Genomic DNA, 21,427 nt, shown 5'->3' on the forward strand with positions numbered 1-21,427 from the left:
AAGAATCGATCGACCGACAGGGAAGAAATCTCGCCGTCTCCGACCCCACATTTCGGACTCAGGTTTCCAACAGTCATGGTTTGCCCCCGACGCCCTTGACCTACATGCTTACCTGTCAGTCGACAGGTTAATCATGCTTCAAGGAGGACCCGGGTGGCGCTAGCTGCAGACCACAGCACGGACACGGTGCTGAACGCACGGGCAGATGCTCGCGCGCAAGGGGGGCAGGTCAGCGACTGGATGCCGTACCTACCGGCCTCGTCGAGCCCGTTCTGCCCGGACGACGTCGACCCGGAGAGCCTGACCTGGGCCGAGACGGTCGCGCCGGGCAGCTACACCCACAAGGTCCTCGCCCGGGGCACGCGGTTCCGCCTCGAGGACCCGACCGGCGAGGCCTGCGCCCACACGCTCGTCTACAACGCCCTGGAGCCGACCGAGCGCCTCAACGTCGCCGACACCCAGAAGATCCCGTGGCAGGCCTACCTCGGTGCGGGCCACCCGCTGCTCTCCGGTGACGGCCGTGTGCTCGCCACCGTCCTTACCGACACCTCGGGTCGTCACGACGCGTTCTGCGGGACGAGCACCGCCGCCTGGAACGCGCTGCGCTACGGCACCGCGCTGCCCGAGGGACCCGCGCCCGCCGGCCGTGACCTCTTCGTGAAGGCGGCCGCCAAGCACGGGCTCGGGCCGGCCGACGTACCTCCTTCGGTCTCGTTCTTCCAGGGAGTGCGCGTCGCCTCGGACGGCGCCTTCGACTGGGTCGGCTCGTCAGGCGCCGGGACCTCGGTCGAGCTCGTGGCCGAGCTGCCCCTGATCGTGCTGATCGCCAACGTCCCGCATCCGCGGGACCCACGTCCGGAGTACATCGTCGGGCCGCTGCGCGTGCACGCCTGGCGTACGCCGGAGACCACCCCGACAACCCCGGCGGACGAGCGTTTCGACGCCTCTCCCGAGGTACGGCGGGCGTATCTGAACACACTCGACTATGCGGAGGCTCGGGGCCTGTGACTACCACGATCGACAACCCGGTGATGAGGCCTGTGACGACTCTTCCTGTTCCTGTGGCCACCTATCTGACGCCCGACGGTCAGCTGGTCTCCAGCGTCCCGGTCGGTGCGTCGTACGCCGACAGCACTCACCTGGAGTGGGGTGACCCGCTGGTGCCGGGTGCCGTCGTGCTGGACGAGCAGGTCGCTCCGCGGGCGTCGTGGTCGGGTGTTGTACGTGCCGGACAGGTGCTGACGATCGTCGATGTCGGCGGCAACCAGTCGGGTGACTGCCTGCTCTACAACGCCCACGAGACGGACGAGCGCTACAGCGCGCCGGACACGCTCGCGTGGCAGGACAACGCCTACATCCGCACCGGGACGGTGCTGCGCAGCAACCACGGTCGTGCCCTGATGACCGTCGTCGGCAACGAGATCGACCGCCAGGACACCATCGGCGGTGCCTGCTCGCGCGAGTCCAACACACTGCGCTACGGGCACCACGTGATGTACCACCACGGCTGCCGGGAGAACTTCCTCACCGAGGGTGCCAAGCACGGCCTCGGTATGCGCGACATCGTCTCCAACATCAACTGGTTCATGAACGTGCCCGTGGAGGAGGACGGCGCTCTCGGCATCGTCGACGGCATGTCGGCACCGGGGAAGCGGGTCGCGCTACGTGCGGAGATCGACACCCTCGTCCTGATCTCCAACTGCCCGCAGATGAACAACCCCTGCAACGACTTCAACCCGACGCCGCTGCGGATGATCGTGTCCGAGCCGGACGTGGACTACGAGGCCGACGCATGACGGCTGGACCGTCCTTCGACACCGTCCTGGTCGCCAACCGAGGGGAGATCGCCCGCCGGGTGATGCGCAGCGCGCGCGAGCTCGGGATGCGTACGGTCGCGGTCTTCTCCGAGGCCGACCGGGCGGCACCACACGTGCGGGAGGCCGACGAGGCCGTCTGTCTGGGCTCCGCGCCCGCACGGGACTCCTATCTCCGCGGCGATCTGATCATCGCAGCAGCCCTGCGCACCGGCGCGGGGCTGCTCCATCCGGGCTACGGCTTCCTGTCGGAGAGCGCTGCCTTCGCCCGAGAGGTCGAGGCGGCAGGCCTTCGGTTCGTCGGTCCGACGCCCGACCAGATCAGCGCCTTCGGCGAGAAGCACTCGGCCCGCCGGCTCGCCGAGAGCGCCGGGGTGCCGATGCTGGCCGGCACGGGCCTGCTCTCCGGTCCGGATGAGGCGGCCGAGGAGGCCGCCCGGATCGGGCTGCCCGTGATGGTCAAAGCCACCGGCGGCGGTGGCGGCATCGGGATGACCGCGTGCAGCTCGGAGGAGGACGTCCGGGTCGCCTTCGAGCGCGTCGCGCGGCTGGCCCAGACCAGCTTCGGGACCGCCGGGGTCTTTCTGGAGCACCTGGTGCGTCCTGCCCGCCATGTCGAGGTGCAGATCTTCGGCGACGGAGAGGGTCAGGTCGCCGTGCTCGGCGACCGCGACTGCTCCCTGCAGCGCCGCAACCAGAAGGTGATCGAGGAGGCGCCCGCACCTGCTCTTCCCGAGCACGTACGCACCGTCCTGCACGACTCCGCGCGCCAGCTCGCCAAGTCGGTCTCCTACCGCTCGGCCGGCACCGTGGAGTTCGTCTACGACCCGGGCCGTGAGCAGATCTCCTTCCTGGAGATGAACACCCGCCTCCAGGTCGAGCACGCCGTCACCGAGCAGGTGATGGGCATCGACATCGTCGCGCTGATGCTGCGACTGGCCCGCGACGGCGTCGGTGCATTGCCGGACGAGCTCTTCCGCAAGTGTCCTCCGCCCCGGGCGTACGCCGTCGAGGCCCGTGTCTACGCCGAGGACCCGGCCAAGGACTCGATGCCGTCCTCCGGCCTGGTCACGCGTGCGATCCTGCCGGAGCCGACCGACACCGTCAGGGTCGACTCCTGGATCGAGACCGGGCTCGAGGTCTCGCCCCACTACGACCCGCTGCTCGCCAAGGTGATCGCCACCGGGGCGACCCGCGACGAGGCGCTGGACACGCTGGGCGCCGCGCTCGCACAGACCCGGATCGACGGCATCGTCACCAACGTCTCCGCGCTGCGCGCGATGACGACCTATCCCGAGCTCCGCTCGGCCACGCACTCGACCTCGACCCTCCCCGAACGCGCCAAGGAGGGCAGCGGGGGCGACCCGGACCCGCGCATCGACGTCCTCGACCCGGGCGTGCTCACCACCGTCCAGGACCTTCCGGGCCGGGTGGGCTACTGGCAGGTCGGGGTGCCTCCGTCGGGTCCGTTCGATCCGGTCTCCTTCGCCGAGGCCAACCTGGCCGTCGGCAACGACCGTGGCGCGCCGGGCCTCGAGGTGACGGTGCCGCTGGCAACGGGCCGGACGACGGCCGGGGGGCCGACGCTGGTCTTCTCCGATCCCGCCGTCGTCTGCGTGACCGGTGCCCCCATGCCGGTCAGCGTCGACGGCGTCCCTGCCCCGCAGTGGGAGCCGATCGAGCTCCCCGCGGGGGCGACGTTGAAGCTGGGCCGCACCGACGGGCCGGGTCTGCGGACCTACATCGCGGTCCGCGGTGGCCTGGACGTGCCGGACTACCTGGGCAGCGCCTCGACGTTCACGCTCGGCGGGTTCGGCGGTCACGCCGGGCGTACGCTGCAGCGTGGTGACGTGCTCCGCCCCGGCACCGTGGTCGATCCGCAGGCACAGCCCGCGGCGACGCCGGTGTCGCGACGGCCGGCACTGACCAACACCTGGGAGATCGGCGTCACCGAGGGCCCGCACGGGGCCCCGGAGTTCTTCACGCGCGCCGACCTGGACCAGCTCTACTCGGCGAGCTACCGGGTGCACCACAACTCGGCTCGCACCGGCGTACGCCTGATCGGGCCGAAGCCGACCTGGGCCCGTGCCGACGGTGGCGAGGCCGGGCTGCACCCGTCGAACATCCACGACACGCCCTACACGGTCGGTTCGCTCGACTTCACCGGGGACACCCCGATCATCCTCGGCCCCGACGGGCCGTCGCTGGGCGGCTTCGTCTGCCCGGCGGTCGTCGCCAGCGGCGAGCTGTGGAAGGTCGGCCAACTGCGTCCAGGGGACGCAGTCAAGTTCGTGCCGGTGCGGGAGAGCAAGGCGGCCGGCCTGGTCAACCACCGTTCCTCGCTGACCGTCGCCCACGGGTCGGGCGGCGACGGCGACGACGGTGTCCTGGGCCGCCTGCCCCGGACGCCGGCGAGGCCGGAGGTCACCTACCGGCGCAGCGGTGACAACTCAGTGCTGGTCGAGTACGGGCCGATGACGCTCGACCTGGGCCTCCGGATGCGGGTGCACGCACTGCAGTCGGCACTGGCCGAGCACGCGCCGCCGGGCATCATCGACGTCACGCCCGGGATCCGGTCGCTGCAGGTCCACACCGACTCCTCGGTCCTTCGGGCCGGCCAGGTCGCGGGACTCCTGCGCGAGCTGGAGGAGGACCTTCCCGCCAGCTCCGAGCTGACCGTGCCCTCACGCCGGGTGCGGCTGCCGCTGTCCTGGGACGACCCGGCGACCCGGGAGGCGATCGAGCGCTACACCGCCGGCGTACGCGACGACGCGCCGTGGGCGCCGTGGAACATCGAGTTCATCCGCCGGATCAACGGGCTCGCCTCGGTCGAGGAGGTCCACCGGACGGTCTTCGACGCGTCGTACCTGGTCCTCGGGCTGGGGGATGTCTACCTGGGGGCGCCGGTCGCGACCCCGCTGGACCCGCGCCACCGGCTGGTGACGACGAAGTACAACCCGGCGCGCACCTGGACGGCGGAGAACTCCGTCGGCATCGGTGGTGCCTACATGTGCATCTATGGGATGGAGGGGCCGGGCGGCTATCAGCTGGTCGGGCGGACCACTCAGGTCTTCAACCGATTTCGGCGCTCCACGTCGGCCGGCGGGCCCTTCCACGACGACCCGTGGGCGCTGCGGTTCTTCGACCGGATCGAGTGGTACCCCGTCTCCGCCGACGAGCTCCTCGAGCTCCGGGCGGAGGTCGACGCCGGGCGCGGTGAGTTCGAGACCGAGGAGGGCACCTTCTCGATCAAGGACTACGACCGCTTCCTCACCGCCAACGCGGACTCGATCGCAGCCTTCCGCGACCAGCAGTCCGCGGCCTTCGACGAGGAGCGCGAGCGCTGGAAGGCGGCCGGCGAGTTCGACATCTGCGACCGGCTCGACGCGCGGGGCGACCCGTCGGAGGTCGACGTGCCCGAGGGGTGCGTGCAGGTGACCGCGCCGTTCACCTCGACCGTCTGGAAGGTCGTCGCGAGCCGCGGGTCGAGGCTGGCACAGGACGACCCGCTGATGGTCGTCGAGGCGATGAAGATGGAGGCGAGCGTCCCGGTTCCGGTCGCCGGCGAGGTGGCCGAGGTCTACGTGAAGCCGGGCGAGCAGATCGTCCCGGGACAGGTCATCGCCGCGGTGCGGCCGCTCGACGGGCCCGGATCTTGATCCACTCGCTTCCCGGCGGCGCGGTCGAACGCGCCGCCGAGGTCCTCGACCGGATCGAGGCGTCGGACCGGCCGGAGATCTGGATCTCGCTGCGTACGCGAGACGACCTGCTCGAGGAGGCCGCCGCGATCGACGCGAAGGCGGCCGGCGGGGAGATCCTTCCCCTGGCCGGCCGTCTGCTGGCGGTCAAGGACAACATCGATGTCCGCGGCCTGCCGACGACCGCCGGAGCGCCGTCGTACGCCTACACGCCGTCGGCCGACGCCACCGCCGTCGCCCGGCTGCGCGCGGCCGGTGCCCTGGTCGTGGGGAAGACGAACCTGGACCAGTTCGCGACCGGGCTCGTCGGCACCCGTAGCCCGTACGGTGCCGTCCGCAACGCCTGGGACCCGACCCGGATCTCGGGAGGGTCCTCGTCGGGCTCGGCGGTCGCGGTCGCCCTCGGTCTGGTCGACCTCGCGCTGGGGACCGACACCGCCGGCTCCGGAAGGGTGCCGGCGGCGCTCAACGGCATCGTCGGGGTGAAGCCGTCGCGTGGGCTGGTGCCGGTCACGGGTGTCGTGCCTGCCTGCTACACGCTCGACTGCGTCACCGTCTTCGCCCGCGATCTCGCGTCCGCGCGGGCAGCCGCGGAGCTGATGGCCGGGCCCGATCCCTCGGACCCGTTGTCGCGTACGTTGCCGGCAGATTCCGGACTGCCGCCGGTGCCGCGGGTGGCGGTGCCGACCGGCGAGCATCTCGACGGGCTCGCGCCGGGCTGGTCCGACGCCTTCCGCGCAGTCGCCGCGCGCCTGGCCTCAGCCGGGGTCGAGGTCGTCGAGACCGACATCTCGCCACTGCTCGAGGCGGCCAGGCTGCTCTACGAGGGCGCCTTCGTCGCCGAGAGGTACGCCGCGGTCGGCTCCCACCTCGAAGCCAACCGTGACCTCATCGGGACCGACCTCGACCCGACGGTCGCCGAGATCGTCCTCGCCGGGGCATCGGCCAGCGCGGCCGACTGGGCACGCGACGTCGCCCGTCTCGCGCGCCTCGGGGCGGCGGGACGCGAGGCGCTCGCCGGCTGCTCGGCGCTGCTGACACCGACGACGACCTGGCACCCGACCCTGGCCGAGGTGGCCGCGGATCCGGTGGGCGCGAACGCGCGCCTGGGCCGCTACACGAACTTCGCGAACCTCCTCGACATGGCCTCGCTCGCGATCCCGGCCGGCCAGGTAGGCGGTCTGCCCTTCGGGGTGATGCTGAGCGGGGCGGCTGGCAGCGACCGCACCCTGGCCGCGCTCGGCCACACCCTGCTCAGCCCGAGCGTCGATCTGTTCGTGGTGGGGGCGCACCTGTCGGGGATGCCGCTCAACCACCAGCTGGTCGAGGCCGGGGCGACCCTGCTGCGCCCGGTGTCGACCTCGGCTGACTACCGGCTGTTCGCCCTGGAGACGGCGCCGCCGAAGCCCGGACTGGTCCGCGTCGGTGATCCCGCGACCGGGGTGCGGATCGACGGCGAGCTCTGGCGCGTCCCGGCCGCGGGCTTCGGGACGTTCGTGGGTGGCGTACCTGCTCCGATGGCGATCGGAAAGGTGACGTTGGCGGACGGCTCCTCGGTTTCGGGATTTCTGGTGGAGCCGATCGCGGTCGAAAGAGCCGCTGATATCTCATCGCATGGTGGCTGGCGCCGTTACCGGTCTGAGCAGGGCCTTTAACGTTTGGCGTGGATATCAGTTATGGGACCGGGGTCATTCCTCCTGATGGCACACGACTCTGTTCAACCGCCGGAAACCCCGTCACACTGGGCAGAATTCCGCCAGCATTATCGCCCGGGAGGGATGCTGTGCCGTGTCTATTGGTGGGTCGCGCCATACACTTTGTTGACAGAGAATTCAACCCTCCCGTGGGACTTTCGACTCTATTCCTTAGGGGAAGAAGACTCTTTCGAATCTTCCCCGAAACTCGGGAGGCCGCTTAGATGGCGTACATGACAACTAGGCGTTCTCGGCCCGGCCGCCCCAGGCATGTGCCCGATTCGGGTACTGCCTCACCACGTGACCAGATCCTCGATGCTGCTGCGCGACTCTTCGTGTCCCAGGGCTTCGCGGCGACGTCCACCCGCGAGATCGCCGACCAGGTCGGCATCCGTCAGGCCTCTCTCTACTACCACTTCGCAGGCAAGGACGAGATCCTCGTCGAGCTGCTCCGTAAGTCGGTCCGCCCGACCACGGACAAGGTCGAGAAGATCCTCAACCAGGTGCCGCCGCTCGATTACGAGACCGCTCTTTATCTGCTGGTCCTCGTCGACGTACGCACCCTTGCCGACGTCGACCACAACGTCGGCATGCTCTACATGCTGCCGGACGTGACCAACGGCGAGGTCTACACCGAGTTCCGCAAGGAGCACCAGGAGCTGGCCGCTGCCTATGCCGATCTCGCCAGCAAGGTGGCCTCGGAGAAGGTGCTGGAAGGTGTCAGCCTGAAGCAGCTGGGCAACATGCTCATCCAGCAGGTCGAAGGCGTCATCAACATGCGCGCCGAGATGATCACCGAGAACACGGTCCGCAGGATCTCGTGCCCGGAGGCGTGGGCGATCGCGTCCTCGTGCCTGCGGATGTGCGGGGTCAGCCAGGACAAGATCCAGGCCGCGAACGCGGTCGCGGTGGAGATGCTCGACGACTTCCTCGAGGACAGGGTTCGCGAGCTCGCCTGACAAGGCAGGCTGACAAGACGGTAACTGGTGGGTAGGGCTTGCGCGTGTGAGTTGCCCAGTTGAGGCTTGAACGACACACTTTCCGAGCCCGTTGCCCGCTTCCCCACCGCGAGGACCCCCACACGTGTGCATTGACCCTTCCGGAGGCCACTGATGGCCCGGAAGCAGACAGCCATCCTCTCCGTCACCCGCGGGGTCACGACGCTCAACGGCCTCGTGGTGGATCGTCCGTGGGGAGAGGATCCGCACCAAGCAGGCATCCGGGCCGTACGCGAGCAGCTCGCCGGCCCGAGCCGCAAGCCCGTCCAGGTCGTCGCCACCGACGACGAGGCCCGGGTCCGGATGGTCGTCCATCCCGACGGGCACGTCACCGACTTCGAGACCCTCGAGGTCTTCGGTAGCTACGGCTCGCCCGACGAGGTTCCAGGCGCCGCGTGGCTCCCTACCGCGATCGCGCCGCTGGTCATCCAGGCCGAGGTCGAGCCGTTCCCCGAGCCCGAGCCCGAACCTGAGCCGTACGTCCCGCCGGTCCTGGCCGTGCCGGCGCCTGTGGTCGAAGAGCCCGAGCCTGTGACTGAGCCCGTGCCCGAGCCGGAGCCGGAACCGGATTTGGAACCGGAACCGGAGTTGGAACCGGAACCAGAACCTGAGCCGGAACCCGAGCCGCCGCCAGCACCGGCGCCCGCGCCGCCTCCGGCACCCGCGCCGCTGCCCGAGCCGGACCCAGAGCCTGTCGCCGAGCGGTCGCCGGGGCCGTTGGTGCCGTTGCACCACATGGAGCCGGGCCCGTACCGACGTTCCCGGATCACCCGTCGCGGCCGGGTGGTGCTGGTCGTCGTCTGCCTGCTCCTGCTGATCCTGATCTACGAGGTCGTACGCGGCGTCGTGACCGGTTCCGACGCCGACTCCTCCGACAAGAAGGAGCCGCAGAGCCAGCAGTCGGAGCCGACCGCCGGGGCCAGCGACGAGGTCATCGAGCCGCCCTCGGCGTCGCCCTCGCCGAGCGCGACGGCGTCCTCGGTACGTGTCGAACCGACGCCGACTCCGACGCCCAAGCCGACCAAGAAGCCGGCGCCCGAGCCGACCAGGACGCTGTCGGTGAAGGCGATCGCGATGACCGAGGCGATCGGGCTGCGGATCGACGCCAGCAGGCTGCCGGTGACCGCCACGATCGCGATGGATCCGTGGGGTGCGCCGGAGCGGTTCACGCGTACGGTCACGATCACCGAGCCCAACCAGCTCGTGGTGATCAAGCCGGTCGCCTCCGGGCACGCGGAATGGAGCGTCCGCGTCGAAGGAGCCGCGAAGGTCACCGGCTACACGCACTCCTGGCCGAAGGGCGATCGCGAGTTCGTCAAGCGTTGATCCGTCCGGGCCGAGGCGGTTCGATACAGGACTGGATTGCTACCAGGGTCGGATGTGTGGGACTCCGGTCCGGCGTACGCTGCACAAGAACCTGTTACTGCGCCTCGGAGGTTTCGCATGCCGCTCAAGATCACGCCGCCGGTCCGCACGCCCGGGATCGCCGGCCGGGCGCTCCACCAGGTGGAGCGCACCGCGAAGCAGGGTGTGCGCTGGGCGCTGGGGCACGGGTTGCCGCGTACGGTCATCACCCGAGCCGCGAAGAAGGGCGACCTCCAGGGCGATCTGATCCTCAGCGGACCGGGATCGCACACCTTCGACCTGATCGATCTCTTCGAGGAGGTGCGCGCGCAGGGGCCGCTCTATCGCGGCGCGTTCAGCCAGGTCGCGACCGACCAGGCGGTCATCCGCGAGGTGCTGACCAGCCCCGACTTCGTGACCGGGTTCTTCGCGCCCGACGCGGGCGGCGGATGGATGGCGAAGGCCGGCACCTGGGCGGCCAGCGACGTGTTCAACCCGATCCAGCCGCCGTCGCTGCTCGCGACCGAGCCGCCGGCCCACACCCGCTACCGCAAGCTCGTCACGCGCGTGTTCACGGTGAAGGCCGTCGAGCGGCTGCGCGGGCGCACCGAGGAGATCGCCCGCGAGCTTCTCGACGACCTGGAGAAGTCGGGGGCCTCCGAGGTCGACCTCGTCTCGCGCTACTGCGGGCTGCTGCCGATCACGGTCATCTCGGAGGTGCTCGGGGTGCCGGTCGAGCTCCGCGAGCGCATGCTCGAGATGGGCAAGGGCGCCGCGCTGAGCCTCGACATCGGGCTCGACTGGGGCACCTTCCGCGGCATGGAGGCGTCGCTGGAGGAGTTCGACACCTGGCTGCGCGGACACCTCGACCACATCGCCGCCCATCCCGGCGACGACCTGCTGAGCCAGCTCGTCGCGGTACGCGAGGACGGCGACCGGCTCAGCGAGCCCGAGCTGCGCGCGATCGCCGGCCTCGTCTTCGCGGCCGGGTTCGAGACCACCGTGAACCTGATCGGCAACGGCATCGCGCTGCTCCACGACAACCCCGATCAGCTCGACATCCTGCGCGATCGCCCCGAGCTGTGGGCGAACGCCGCCGACGAGGTGCTCCGGCTCGACCCGCCGGTGCTGCTGACCGGCCGGGTCGCCCGTCAGGACTCGGTGATCGCAGGACAGCCGATCCCGCGCGGCACCATCATCAACACCATCCTCGCGGCCGCCAACCGCGACCCGGCGGTGTTCACCGATCCGCACGTGTTCGACGTGACCCGGGAGAACGCCCGCGACCACATCTCCTTCTCGAGCGGCCGCCACTTCTGTCTCGGTGCCGCCCTGGCCAGGATGGAGGGCGAGATCGGCCTCCGGCTCCTCTTCGAGCGCTTCCCGGACCTGAAGCTCCTCGACGGCCGCGAGCGTCACCCCACCCGCATCCTTCGCGGCTACTCCCACCTGCCCGCGCGTCTCGCCTGACCCAGCGAGGTCAGCGGGGCTTCGCGGCCTCGAGCAGCCGCTGACCCAGGTCGGCGACGCAGCGGCGTACCTCGTCTCCTTCGGCGACGTGGAACGGGACGGCCTGTCGGGCGAGCTCCTGGGCGTACCAGCTCGGGCTGTTGGTGCTCCCGACGAGACGGCAGCGGCTGTCGTCGATGGGCTCGAGGCGGCCCAGGACGCGCGGAAGATACCGGTCGACCTGCGCGAACGGGGCCTCGAAGACGACCTCGACCGAGTAGGCCCAGCCCTCCCCGAGGTGTTCCTCGACCTCGGTGACGGGGTCGATCTCGGGACGTACGAACGAGGTCTCCTCGATGTCGACCGCGCCCATCCGGTCGACCCGGAGCACGCGGCGGGCGTCGGCGGTGTGCGACCAGCAGAGCAGATACCAGCGGGCGTGGCGCACCACGACCGCCCACGGGTCGACGACCATCTTGCGCTCGTTGCCGTTCTCGGTCGTGTAGGCGATGGTCGTTCGCCGCCGGGAGTCACAGGCCTGGACCAGGCTCGTGGTGATGTCCGGGTCGGGCGAGACGGCGCTCTGGTCCGGGACGGCCGAGATCGTACGCCGCACCGCGGCCACCGTCTGGGCCAGCGACTCGGGCAGCACCCGGCCGATCTTGCCGACCGCGCTGCCGACCGGGCCGGTGGCGTCGGCGATGTCGTGGTGGCCGTCGAGCAGGGCCATCACTAGGCCGAGGGCCTCCGCGGTGGTGAAGATCAGCGGCGTACGCATCCCGCGGCCGAGCCGGTAGCCGCCATAGGGACCGCGCTCGGACTCGACCGGGATCCCGGCCTCCCGCAGGATCGCGACGTAGCGACGGGCGGCGCGCTCGGTGACCCGCAGCCGCTCGCCCAGCCGCTCGGCGGTGATGCCGGGGGAGGACTGCAGCAGCTCGAGGGTGAGCAGCGCCCGTGCTGTCGGGCTCTCGTCGTGTCCCATCGTGGCGGCTCCCGGAAGTAGTTCGTCCGGATTCAGCCTAGTCGGTGACTCCCCGGCCGACGTGAGCGACTGATCGTCCGCCGTAACCGACTTCTCGGCGGGGGCGGTCCCGTACCCTTACCGGCATATGAGACTTCTGCTGATCAGACACGGCCAGACCCCGAGCAACGTCTCGGGGGCGCTCGACACTGCCTTCCCCGGCGCCGGATTGACGGAGCTCGGACTGTCCCAGGCTGCAGCCGTGCCGGACGCGCTGGTGGGGGAGAGGATCGCGGGACTGTACGCCTCCCGGCTGGTGCGTACGCAGCTGACCGCTCAGCCGCTCGCCGACCGGCTCGGGTTGCCGGTCGTGGTGCAGGAGGGGTTCGAGGAGATCAACGCGGGTCACCTGGAGATGGCCACCGACAAGGAGTCGGTGACGGCCTATCTCGAGGCGCTCGCCGACTGGATCGCCGGCACGCTCGAGACCCCCGTCCCCGGCGGCGAGGCGGGCCATGAGTTCCTGGCGCGCTTCGACGCCGCCGTCCAGGCCGTGGTCAAGCAGCACGAGCCCGACGACACGGTCGCGATCGTCTCGCACGGTGCGGCGATCCGGATGTGGACCGGGCTCCGCACCACGCAGTCACCCGCGTTCGGCGACGACAACCGGATCCGCAACACAGGGCTCGCGGTCGTCGAAGGTGGTCCCGACGAGGGCTGGACGACGATCTCCTGGAACAACGATCCGCTGGGTGGCGCCCACCTGATCGGCGACGGTTTTTGATCCTCCGCTCGCTCCTGCTCTTCGCCCTGGCCGCGGTCGCCGAGATCGGCGGCGCCTGGCTCGTCTGGCAGGGACTGCGAGAGCACCGCGGCTGGCTCTGGGTGGGCGCCGGGTTCATCGCGCTCGGCCTCTACGGCGTCGTCGCCACGCTGCATCCCGACGCCCACTTCGGACGGATCCTGGCAGCGTACGGCGGGGTCTTCGTCGTCGGCTCGATCGCCTGGGGGATGGCGATGGACGGCTACCGGCCCGACCGGTGGGACGTCGCCGGTGCCGCGCTGTGCCTGGCCGGGATGGGCATGATCATGTACGCGCCACGTGGGTGAGGATGGGGCCATGGCGTCCGAGGAAGACTCACCCCGCACCTTCGTCCCCGTCCCGCCGGAGGAGCGGCCGCGGCGCAGCCGCAGCACGGCCCGCGTACTCCTGATCGACGACCGCGACCGGATCCTGCTCTTCGCCGACTCCGACCCGGGGATCCCCGGGCTGCGGTGGTGGATCACTCCCGGCGGCGGCATCGACGACGGGGAGAGCGAGGTGGCCGCGGCGGTGCGCGAGGTCGAGGAGGAGACCGGTCTGCGGATCACCGAGGCCGACCTGATCGGGCCGACGATGCGGCGGACCGTGGTCCACGGCTACAGCGACGTGGTCATCGACCAGCAGGACTTCTTCTTCGCCTGCTGGGTGCCGGCCTTCGAGGTCTCCACCGCGGGCCACACCGAGGAGGAGCAGCTCACCATGGCCGCCTACCGCTGGTGGACGCGCGCGGAGCTCGCGACGACCGACGAGGAGATCTGGCCGGCGGTGCTCCTCGACCTGTGGAAGGACGCCGACGTACGCCGTGAGTCGGCCGCCTCCGCTCCCGCCGATCCGGCCGACGGCGGCTGGGTGGAGGAGTCGACGGTCCCGGCCTGACGACCGGTCGCAGAAGCACCGCAGCCGACCATCCCTCACGGATGGTCGGCTGCGGTCTTGCGAGATCCGTCCATATCCCTCGGTAGGGCGAGATCTCTGGTGCGTGTCGTCCCGCGCGCCGATCCCCCGATGGCGCGCGTGACGACACTCAGTCCGTGGAGCGGCCCCCCGACCGCGCCCTGGGCCTCCCCCTCAGCAGGCCCAGGGCATCCACCCACAACCTCAGGCTGTGGACGACGGACCGTAGATGAAGGCGCATGGTCAGCGGACGACGCCGAGAGCGACGATCCCGGTGGCGGCCATGGCCGCGAGACCGAACATCGTGGTGCCGACGGCCGGTGGCATCCCGCCGCGGTGCTTGTGCTCATCCTGGTCCTCCTTGCGGAGGGTGCGAACGGCGTCGAGGATGTTGTTGCGGATCGACTCGACGGCGGTCAGGTCACTGCGGTGACGTGCGGTGATCGTGGTGGTGGCCATGGTGATTCCTCTTCTCGGCGGGCGGCGCTGGCCATCCGTTGTCCGGCGGCCTTCACGTGAGAGAAACGGGGTCATCGCAGGGTCATGACGCGACTTTTGTCCACATTGGAGTTACGGCATATCCACACCTGAGAAACAGGGGGCCGAGCCCGTACGCTGCGCGTCATGGCGACGTCCTTGGCGGAGATCACCCGGGAGTGGGGCCGGATCGGCATCATCGGGTTCGGCGGTCCACCCGCCCACATCCGGCTGCTGCGGCAGACCGTCGTCGAGCGCCGCGGCTGGGTGGCGCCGGAGGAGTTCGAGGACGCGATCGCGACCTGCAACCTGCTGCCGGGTCCCTCCTCGACACAGCTGGCGATCTTCACCGCCTGGCGGGTCCGTGGCGCGCTCGGTGCGCTGGTCGGCGGTCTCGCGTTCATCCTGCCCGGCCTGGTGCTGATCCTTGCCCTGGCGGCGCTGTTCCTCGGTGACCCGCCCTCCTGGGTCCTGGGCGCCGGTGCCGGGGCAGGCGCGGCGGTCGCCGCGGTCGCGGTCCAGGCCGGGTGGGCTCTGGTGCCGTCCTCCTACGAGCGGACGCCGTCGCGTCCGCGTTGGATCCTCTACGCCGTCGTCGGCACCGTCGCCGCCGCGATTACCGGAGCGTGGGTGGTCCTCGTGCTCGTCGGCGCCGGGCTGGTCGAGGTCGCGATGCGGCGGCCGTGGCGTACGAACTCCTTCCAGTCGGTCCTCACGGTGCCGATCCTGGCCCAGGGAGCACTCACCGCCGCGGTCGCAGCGCCGCTGGCGTGGACGGCCTTCAAGGTCGGTGCGCTGTCGTACGGCGGGGGGTTCGTGATCATCCCGCTGATGCAGTCGGACGCGGTCGATCGCTACGGCTGGATGAGCGACGCGGAGTTCCTCAACGCGGTCGCGCTCGGGCAGATCACGCCGGGGCCGGTCGTCCACACGGTCGCGGTCGTCGGGTTCGCGGCCGCGGGGCTCCTCGGGGCGCTGGGCGCGGCCGTGATCGCGTTCGGGCCGTCGTTCCTGATGATCATCGCCGGCGGGCGGCACTTCGAAGCGCTGCGCTCCTCGCCGCTCGCGCGCGCGTTCCTCGACGGCGCGGGGCCGGCCGCGATCGGCGCGATCCTCGGATCCGCGGTCCCGCTGGCGATGGCGACGAGCGAGTGGTGGCAGTGGGTCGTGCTCGCCGCCGCCGGCGTACTCCTGCTGCTGTTCAAGCGCGGGGTCGTTCTCACGCTCCTGCTCGCGGCAGGGGTCGGCGTCGTCGTCGCTCTCGCCGGCGGGCCGCTGCCCTGAACCGGTTGTCCGGGGATGCAGGCCTCACCTGCGGTGTTCGGCCCACCAGTCGAGGACGTGGGTGACGTACGCCGCCGGGTTCTGCTCCCACACGAAGTGGCCCGCGTCGACGATGTCCAGCTTGGCGTTCGGCAGCCGGTCGGCGAGGAACTCGGCGTTGGACGGCGGGATCGCGGTGTCGTCACGACCGGTGATCAGCCGGACCGGGGTCTGGATGTCGGGCAGCCGGTCGCGCAGCGTGACCAGCTCGGTCGGGTAGGACCGTACGTAGGCCATCGACTCCGCGAACCGGGTGCCGTCGTAGGAGGCGAGGTAGTCCTCGCGTACATGCTTCGGCAGCGGCGAGGCGGGGAAGATGTTCTCGAGGACGAACTCGATGATCGACCTCCCGTCCTGGTAGGGCGTCAGGTCGGTCGCGGCGACCCACGTCGTGAGTGGCTCGCCCAGCTCGAGCGGGACCGACGACCCGCCGCTGCCGATGAGGATGCTCTGGAACCGCTCGGGGGCAGCGGCCGCCGCGAACAGAGCCGCGCTGGTGCCGATGTCAGGGCCGACGACGTGCACACGGTCGAGGCCCAGCGTGTCGAGCACCTTGACGAGGAAGTCGCCCATCGCGCTCGGCGCGAACAGGTCCGGACGCGACTCGGACCCGCCGAAGCCGGGAAGGTCGACGGCGACGAGGTGGTGCTCGCGCGCCAGCCGTGACCAGATCGGCTCGAAGGCGTACATGCTCTCGGGCCAGGGGCTGAGCAGCAGACCGTGCTCGCCGTTCGGTTCGCTCTCCGCGTAGCGGATCCGGACACCGTCGACGGTGAGGTGGCGCGGGTTGATGGGTGAGGTGGACATGGTGGCGTTCCTTTCTGGTTGGTTCTCCACCAGGCTGCGGCCGCCCCACGGACCTCGCACCAGGGTCAACCCCGGGTCGACACCCCGGGATGCCGACCCGGGGGTCGGACTCTCATCGATGAAGTGGATGACAACGGGCGGCCGGTCTGATGGAGTTCGTTCATGAGCGAAGCGATCGAGTGCGACGTCGTGGTGATCGGCCTCGGACCGGGCGGCGAGCACGTCGCCGGGAGCCTGGCCCGGGCGGGTCTGCGCGTCGTCGGTGTGGACGAGCGGCTGGTCGGTGGCGAGTGCCCCTACTTCGGCTGCATCCCGACCAAGATGATGGTGCATGCCGCGCAGAAGCTCCGCGACGCGCGTCTGGTCGACGGGCGTGCCGGCTCCGCCATCGTCACCGCGGACTGGAAGCCGGTCGCCGACCGGATCCGCGACGAGGCGACCGACGACTGGGACGACCAGGTCGCCGTCGACCGGCTGGTCGCCGCGGGCGGCACCTTCGCCCGGGGGCGAGGGCGGATCACCGGGCCGCGCACGGTCACGGTCACCGCCAAAGACGGCACGGAGACGTCGTACGTCGCGGCGCGGGGCGTCGTGCTCAACACCGGCACCTCGCCGGCCGCGCCGCCGGTTCCGGGGCTCGCCGAGACGCCCTTCTGGACCAACCGCGATGCCGTGCGGCTGACCGAGCTCCCGGCATCGCTCGCGATCCTGGGCGGTGGGGCGATCGGCTGCGAGCTCGCCCAGGTGTTCGCCACCTTCGGTGTCCGGGTGACGGTCGTCGAGGCATCCGACCGGCTTCTACCGCCCGAGGAGCCCGAGGCCTCGGCCGCGATCCAGCAGGCGTTCGAGGACGCCGGGATCACCGTGCTCACCGGAGCCCGTGCCCAGCAGGTCTCCCATGACGGCGCCGAGTTCACGCTCGACCTCGGCGAGAGTGCTGTCACCGCGGAGCGGCTGCTGGTCGCCGCCGGACGCCGTGCGAACCTGGGTGATCTGGGCCTGGAGCACGTCGGCCTCGACCCGCAGACCAGGGTCCTCGACCCGGACGAGCGGATGCGGGTCGCCGACGGTGTCTGGGCCGTCGGCGACATCACCGGCAAGGGCGCCTTCACCCACGTGTCGATGTACCAGGCCGACGTCGTGATCCGCGACCTCACCGGCGTCGACGGTCCGTGGGCGGACTACCGGGCCGTCGGCCGGGTCACCTTCACCGCCCCCGAGGTCGGCTCGGTCGGCCTCACCGAGGCCGACGCGCGCGAGCGGGGCATCACGGTGCGTACGGCGACCGGTGACCTCGGCACCCGTGGCTGGATCGCCGAGGACCCGGGACCGATCAAGCTCGTCGCCGACGCCGACCGAGGCGTCCTCGTCGGCGGCACCGTCGTCGGGGCGGCAGGGGGCGAGATCCTCGGCATGGTGGCCACCGCGGTCCACGCCGAGATCCCGATCGCGACCCTGGCGGACATGCACTTCGCCTACCCGACGGCCCACCGCGGGCTGCAGACCGTGCTTCGCGCCCTGCTCGACTGACCCAGTAGGCGTTCTGACCACACCGGGGGGTCGACCAGGGATCACCCCTGGTTCGACCGCCGCGGCGAGAGAGCACTCTCGGAGATGTCGGCAATCCCGCCGACCAGAAGAAGGAGTGCGAAGCAATGAACACCACTGCAGCCACGGCGCTGAAGCTCGAGGCGGTCGTCATCCCGGTCGCCGACGTGGACCGGTCGAAGAAGTTCTACGACGGTCTGGGCTGGCGCCTCGACGCCGACTTCGAGTTCGACAACGGCTTCCGGGTCGTGCAGTTCACGCCCCCGGGCTCGCCCGCGTCGATCCAGTTCGGCACCAACATCACCACCGCGGAGCCGGGTACGGCCGAGGGTCTCTACCTGGTGGTCTCCGACGTCCAGCAGGCGCGCGACGCCCTCGAGGCCCAGGGCGCCGACATCAGCGACGTCTTCCACCCCGACGTCCCCGGCGCCCAGTTCCGGCCGCTCTCCGGTGACGGACGCCTGGCCGGCGCGGCCGACGACCGCGCGAGCTACGGATCGTTCGCGTCCTTCGCGGACCCGGACGGCAACACCTTCCTGCTCCAGGAGGTCACCACCCGACTTCCCGGGCGGATCGACGCCACCGCGACGTCGTACGCCACGGCGAGCGACCTGACGGAGGCCCTCAAGCGGGCGGCGGTCGCCCACGGCGAGCACGAGGCCCGCAACGGCGGTGAGTACGACGAGGCCTGGCCCGAGTGGTACGCGGCCTACATGGTCGCCGAGTTCCGCGGCGAGCCGCTGCCCGAGTGACCCGCGAGGACGGCCTCAACCAGCCGAGCCCCGTCGTCAACAGGAGCGGTGCGATACCCGCGACGGCGGTGGTCCTCAAGCCTTAGGGTGGCGAAATGGCCGCACGGATCACCGCCATTCGCGGTCGTACCGAGGAGCGGGACCGGCTCGACGACGCGCTGCACCGCCTTCGCAACGGCGAGGGCGGTGCTCTTGTGCTGCGAGGTGAGGCCGGCATCGGCAAGACGACCCTGCTGGACTACCTCTCCGACCGCGCGAGCGGGTGCCGGGTCGCGGTGGTGACCGGGACGGAGTCCGAGCTGGAGCTGCCGTTCGCCGCCCTGCACCAGCTCTGCGCCCCGATGTTCGACCTGCTTCCTCAGCTCCCTGATCCCCAGGAGCAGGCCCTGCAGGTGGCGTTCGGGCACGTCGTGGGACCTGCTCCGGACAAGTTCGTCGTCGGACTGGCGGTCCTCGGGCTGCTGTCGGAGGCGGCGACCGGCCAGCCCGTCCTCTGCGTGGTGGATGACGCTCAGTGGATCGACGAGCCGTCGATCCAGGTCCTCGGCTTCGTGGCCAGGCGGCTGGCCGCCGAGTCGGTGCTGCTGGTGTTCGCCGTCCGCGAGCCTGCGGCGGAGCAGCTGCTCGCCGGCATCCCCGCTCTCCACCTCTCGGGGCTCGGTCACGACGAGGCGGTCGATCTGCTGGCGTCCGCGCTGCCCGGCCATCTCGACGGTCGGGTCCGAGACCGGATCGTCGCCGAGACCCGCGGCAACCCGTTGGCGCTGCTGGAGCTGGCGCAGCGAGGTGCCTCCGAGCTGATGGGCGGGTTCGCGTTCCCCGCGATACATCCCGGCAACCTGCACGACCACTACGTCCGCCGTATCCGCGCCCTCCCCGACCCGACCCGCCGGCTCCTCCTCCTCGCCGCGGCCGAACCCACGGGCGACGCCACCGTGCTGTGGCGGGCAGCGCAGTCGATGGGACTCACCCCCGCCGACTCGGAGCCGGCCGATGAGGAGCAGCTCTTCGAGGTCGGAGGGCAGGCCCGCTTCGGCCACCCACTGATGCGCAGCGCGGCCTATGCCGCGGGGACGCCCGAGCAACGGCGTGAGGTCAACGCCGCTCTGGCCGCGGCCCTCGATGCCGAGACCGAGCCGGAACGCAGGATCTGGCACCTCGCGGCGGCGACCACCGGGACGGACGACGGGATCGCCGACGCCCTCCACGAGGCCGCCGGCCGCGCCCGTGACCGCGGGGGAGTGGCGGCAGCAGCGTCCTTCCTGCAGCGCGCCGCATCCCTCACCGCCGACCCTCGGCAACGAGCCGAGCGGACCCTCGCCGCGGCACAGGCCAACCTCGACGCAGGCAGGTACGAAGCCGCGCTCGCGCTCTGTGCCGAGGCGGAGGCCGACGCCGTCGACGACCTCCAGCGTGCCCGTGCCGACCTCGTGCGCGCGCTCACCGGCCGGGCGGCCACGTCCGGCAGCGACGCTCCCGCGGCGCTTGCCAGGGTCGCCCGACGACTCGAATCCCTCGACCCGCGCCTGGCACGCGAGACCTACCTGGACGCATGGGGAGCAGCCCTGGTCGCCGGTGCCCTGGCCGACCCGGACGGTGACCTGGCCGTGGTCTCGCGGGCTGCCTGCGCCGCACCGTCCCCGAGCACGACCACCCCGCGAGATGCGCTCGGCCCCGGCCTGGCCACTCTGGTCGCGGACGGGACGGCAGCGGCGGCACCCGTGCTCCGCGAGGCGGTGACGTCCTACCTCGGGGGAGACGTTCCCGCCGACGTCTTTCTGCGCCGTGGCGTACTGGTCGCCAACGCGGCCCTGTCGCTATGGGACTTCGAGGCCTGGGACACCGCGACCAGCCGACACGTGGAGCTGGCCCGCGCGGCCGGTGCGCTCGCGCCGCTGGCCAACGCACTCAACGCCCACCGCGTCGTGGCGCTGTGGCGTGGCGACGTCGACCACGCTCGCGACCTCGGCCGCGAGGAGCAACGGGTCAAAGAGGTCACCGGGACCCAGCGGGCGTCGTACGGCGAGCTGTTCCTGCTGGCCTACCAGGGCAACGTCACCCAGGCGGCGCCGGTGATCGCATCAGCCGCCGCGGAGGCGACTGCACGTGGCGAGGGCCTCGGTCTGCAGATCACCGAGCGGGCCACGGCGCTGCTCCACCTCGGCCTCGGCCACTATGAGAGCGCGTACGAGGCGGCGGTGCGTGCCGGCGCCGGCAACCTCGGGCCCTTCACGGCCCAGGCCCTGCCCGACCTGGTCGAGGCGGCCGTACGCAGCGGCTCGATGGACACTGCGACGACAGCGCTGGAGCGGCTGGAGGCCTACGCCGAGGTTCCCGACTCGGACTGGGCGGCCGGGCTGCTCGCGCGCTCCCGGGCCCTGGTCGCGGCGGGCGACGTGGCGGAGCGGTCCTACGCCGAGGCGGTCGAGCGCCTCGAGCGCACCCGTCTGCGCTTCGAGCTGGCCCGCACGCGGCTGCTGTTCGGCGAATGGCTGCGCCGCGAACGGCGGCGCGGCGATGCACGCGTCCACCTCAAGGCCGCCTTCGAGGACTTCGTGGCGATGGGAGCCGACGGCTTCGCCGAACGTACCCGACATGAACTGCTCGCCACCGGTGAGAAGGTGCGCAGACGGACCGCGGACACCCTCAACGACCTCACCGCGCAGGAGAGCCAGATCGCCCACATGGCACGCGACGGCCGCACCAACCAGCAGATCGGCAGCGAGCTCTACATCAGTCCCCGCACGGTCGAGTGGCACCTGCGCAAGGTCTTCGGCAAGCTCGGGATCACGTCACGTCGCGAGCTGCGTGACGCTCTCCCGGACCACTAGGTCGTCACCTG

Annotated in this window: 17 protein-coding genes; 14 read left to right on the forward strand and 3 right to left on the reverse strand. The window is 70.9% G+C overall.

The window, feature by feature from the left end; all coding sequences use genetic code 11:
- Window positions 1–153: 153 nt before the first annotated feature.
- The 7 genes from OG984_RS21480 to OG984_RS21510 all read left to right on the forward strand — a co-directional run bounded on the left by OG984_RS21480 (window position 154) and on the right by OG984_RS21510 (window position 11,018).
- Window positions 154–1,008: an urea amidolyase associated protein UAAP1 gene (locus OG984_RS21480; RefSeq protein WP_328528214.1), complete on the forward strand. Its 855-nt coding sequence runs from the start codon at window positions 154–156 to the stop codon at window positions 1,006–1,008.
- Window positions 1,005–1,796, forward strand: a complete 792-nt coding sequence (locus OG984_RS21485) for an urea amidolyase associated protein UAAP2 (protein WP_328528215.1) — start codon at window positions 1,005–1,007, stop codon at window positions 1,794–1,796. The genes OG984_RS21480 and OG984_RS21485 overlap by 4 nt, the downstream gene beginning before the upstream one ends.
- Window positions 1,793–5,473, forward strand: coding sequence for an urea carboxylase (uca, locus tag OG984_RS21490; RefSeq protein WP_328528216.1), 3,681 nt, complete (start codon window positions 1,793–1,795; stop codon window positions 5,471–5,473). The genes OG984_RS21485 and uca overlap by 4 nt, the downstream gene beginning before the upstream one ends.
- Entirely contained in the window at window positions 5,470–7,167 is a 1,698-nt protein-coding gene (atzF, locus tag OG984_RS21495) for an allophanate hydrolase (protein WP_328528217.1), read from the forward strand. The genes uca and atzF overlap by 4 nt, the downstream gene beginning before the upstream one ends.
- 272 nt (window positions 7,168–7,439) lie before the next feature.
- Window positions 7,440–8,165 carry a TetR/AcrR family transcriptional regulator gene (locus tag OG984_RS21500; protein WP_328528218.1) on the forward strand — a complete coding sequence of 242 codons (726 nt, stop codon included), beginning with the start codon at window positions 7,440–7,442 and terminating at the stop codon, window positions 8,163–8,165.
- Window positions 8,166–8,318: 153 nt separating this feature from the next.
- Complete coding sequence (locus tag OG984_RS21505; RefSeq protein WP_328528219.1) at window positions 8,319–9,530, forward strand: hypothetical protein; 1,212 nt, start codon at window positions 8,319–8,321, stop codon at window positions 9,528–9,530.
- Between the two features lie 117 nt (window positions 9,531–9,647).
- Window positions 9,648–11,018: a cytochrome P450 gene (locus OG984_RS21510; RefSeq protein ID WP_328528220.1), complete on the forward strand. Its 1,371-nt coding sequence runs from the start codon at window positions 9,648–9,650 to the stop codon at window positions 11,016–11,018.
- Window positions 11,019–11,028: 10 nt separating this feature from the next.
- Here the strand turns inward: OG984_RS21510 and OG984_RS21515 are convergent, their stop codons facing one another.
- Window positions 11,029–11,982, reverse strand: coding sequence for a helix-turn-helix transcriptional regulator (locus OG984_RS21515; RefSeq protein WP_328528221.1), 954 nt, complete (start codon window positions 11,980–11,982; stop codon window positions 11,029–11,031).
- Window positions 11,983–12,109: 127 nt separating this feature from the next.
- Between OG984_RS21515 and OG984_RS21520 the strand changes: the two genes are divergently transcribed.
- Genes OG984_RS21520 through OG984_RS21530 form a run of 3 tightly spaced genes read left to right on the forward strand, consistent with a single transcriptional unit; the run spans window position 12,110 to window position 13,660 of the window.
- Window positions 12,110–12,745, forward strand: coding sequence for a histidine phosphatase family protein (locus OG984_RS21520; protein ID WP_328528222.1), 636 nt, complete (start codon window positions 12,110–12,112; stop codon window positions 12,743–12,745).
- The gene (locus tag OG984_RS21525; protein WP_328528223.1) at window positions 12,742–13,071 is read left to right on the forward strand and encodes a YnfA family protein; all 330 of its coding nucleotides are present in this window, start codon (window positions 12,742–12,744) and stop codon (window positions 13,069–13,071) included. The genes OG984_RS21520 and OG984_RS21525 overlap by 4 nt, the downstream gene beginning before the upstream one ends.
- Before the next feature lie 10 nt (window positions 13,072–13,081).
- A complete protein-coding gene (locus OG984_RS21530; protein WP_328528224.1) occupies window positions 13,082–13,660 on the forward strand; it encodes an NUDIX hydrolase in 579 nt (192 codons plus the stop codon).
- 261 nt (window positions 13,661–13,921) lie between these two features.
- Here the strand turns inward: OG984_RS21530 and OG984_RS21535 are convergent, their stop codons facing one another.
- Window positions 13,922–14,137: a hypothetical protein gene (locus OG984_RS21535; RefSeq protein WP_328528225.1), complete on the reverse strand. Its 216-nt coding sequence runs from the start codon at window positions 14,135–14,137 to the stop codon at window positions 13,922–13,924.
- 165 nt (window positions 14,138–14,302) lie between these two features.
- Between OG984_RS21535 and chrA the strand changes: the two genes are divergently transcribed.
- Entirely contained in the window at window positions 14,303–15,439 is a 1,137-nt protein-coding gene (gene chrA, locus OG984_RS21540) for a chromate efflux transporter (RefSeq protein WP_328528226.1), read from the forward strand.
- A gap of 24 nt (window positions 15,440–15,463) precedes the next feature.
- Here the strand turns inward: chrA and OG984_RS21545 are convergent, their stop codons facing one another.
- Complete coding sequence (locus OG984_RS21545; protein WP_328528227.1) at window positions 15,464–16,285, reverse strand: alpha/beta fold hydrolase; 822 nt, start codon at window positions 16,283–16,285, stop codon at window positions 15,464–15,466.
- Between the two features lie 162 nt (window positions 16,286–16,447).
- On the opposite strand from OG984_RS21545, the gene OG984_RS21550 reads away from it, so the two are divergent.
- From OG984_RS21550 to OG984_RS21560, 3 genes are all read left to right on the forward strand, one after another.
- On the forward strand, window positions 16,448–17,815 hold the full coding sequence (locus OG984_RS21550) for a dihydrolipoyl dehydrogenase family protein (protein ID WP_328528228.1): 1,368 nt from the start codon (window positions 16,448–16,450) through the stop codon (window positions 17,813–17,815).
- A 125-nt stretch (window positions 17,816–17,940) separates the two neighbouring features.
- Window positions 17,941–18,585, forward strand: a complete 645-nt coding sequence (locus tag OG984_RS21555) for a VOC family protein (RefSeq protein ID WP_328528229.1) — start codon at window positions 17,941–17,943, stop codon at window positions 18,583–18,585.
- Between the two features lie 95 nt (window positions 18,586–18,680).
- Window positions 18,681–21,416 (forward strand): ATP-binding protein, encoded by a 2,736-nt coding sequence (locus OG984_RS21560; protein ID WP_328528230.1) that lies wholly within the window; start codon window positions 18,681–18,683, stop codon window positions 21,414–21,416.
- Window positions 21,417–21,427: the final 11 nt, after the last annotated feature.

Source organism: Nocardioides sp. NBC_00368, assembly GCF_036090055.1.
In the GTDB taxonomy this organism is placed as follows: domain Bacteria; phylum Actinomycetota; class Actinomycetes; order Propionibacteriales; family Nocardioidaceae; genus Nocardioides.

Excerpts from the sequence above, each read along its gene's own strand:
- uca (WP_328528216.1), top strand. The coding sequence starts at position 1,793 with ATGACGGCTGGACCGTCCTTCGACACCGTCCTGGTCGCCAACCGAGGG.
- OG984_RS21500 (WP_328528218.1), top strand. The coding sequence starts at position 7,440 with ATGACAACTAGGCGTTCTCGGCCCGGCCGCCCCAGGCATGTGCCCGAT.
- OG984_RS21505 (WP_328528219.1), top strand. The coding sequence starts at position 8,319 with ATGGCCCGGAAGCAGACAGCCATCCTCTCCGTCACCCGCGGGGTCACG.
- OG984_RS21510 (WP_328528220.1), top strand. The coding sequence starts at position 9,648 with ATGCCGCTCAAGATCACGCCGCCGGTCCGCACGCCCGGGATCGCCGGC.
- OG984_RS21515 (WP_328528221.1), bottom strand. The coding sequence starts at position 11,982 with ATGGGACACGACGAGAGCCCGACAGCACGGGCGCTGCTCACCCTCGAG.
- OG984_RS21520 (WP_328528222.1), top strand. The coding sequence starts at position 12,110 with ATGAGACTTCTGCTGATCAGACACGGCCAGACCCCGAGCAACGTCTCG.
- OG984_RS21530 (WP_328528224.1), top strand. The coding sequence starts at position 13,082 with ATGGCGTCCGAGGAAGACTCACCCCGCACCTTCGTCCCCGTCCCGCCG.
- OG984_RS21535 (WP_328528225.1), bottom strand. The coding sequence starts at position 14,137 with ATGGCCACCACCACGATCACCGCACGTCACCGCAGTGACCTGACCGCC.
- chrA (WP_328528226.1), top strand. The coding sequence starts at position 14,303 with ATGGCGACGTCCTTGGCGGAGATCACCCGGGAGTGGGGCCGGATCGGC.
- OG984_RS21545 (WP_328528227.1), bottom strand. The coding sequence starts at position 16,285 with ATGTCCACCTCACCCATCAACCCGCGCCACCTCACCGTCGACGGTGTC.
- OG984_RS21550 (WP_328528228.1), top strand. The coding sequence starts at position 16,448 with ATGAGCGAAGCGATCGAGTGCGACGTCGTGGTGATCGGCCTCGGACCG.
- OG984_RS21555 (WP_328528229.1), top strand. The coding sequence starts at position 17,941 with ATGAACACCACTGCAGCCACGGCGCTGAAGCTCGAGGCGGTCGTCATC.
- OG984_RS21560 (WP_328528230.1), top strand. The coding sequence starts at position 18,681 with ATGGCCGCACGGATCACCGCCATTCGCGGTCGTACCGAGGAGCGGGAC.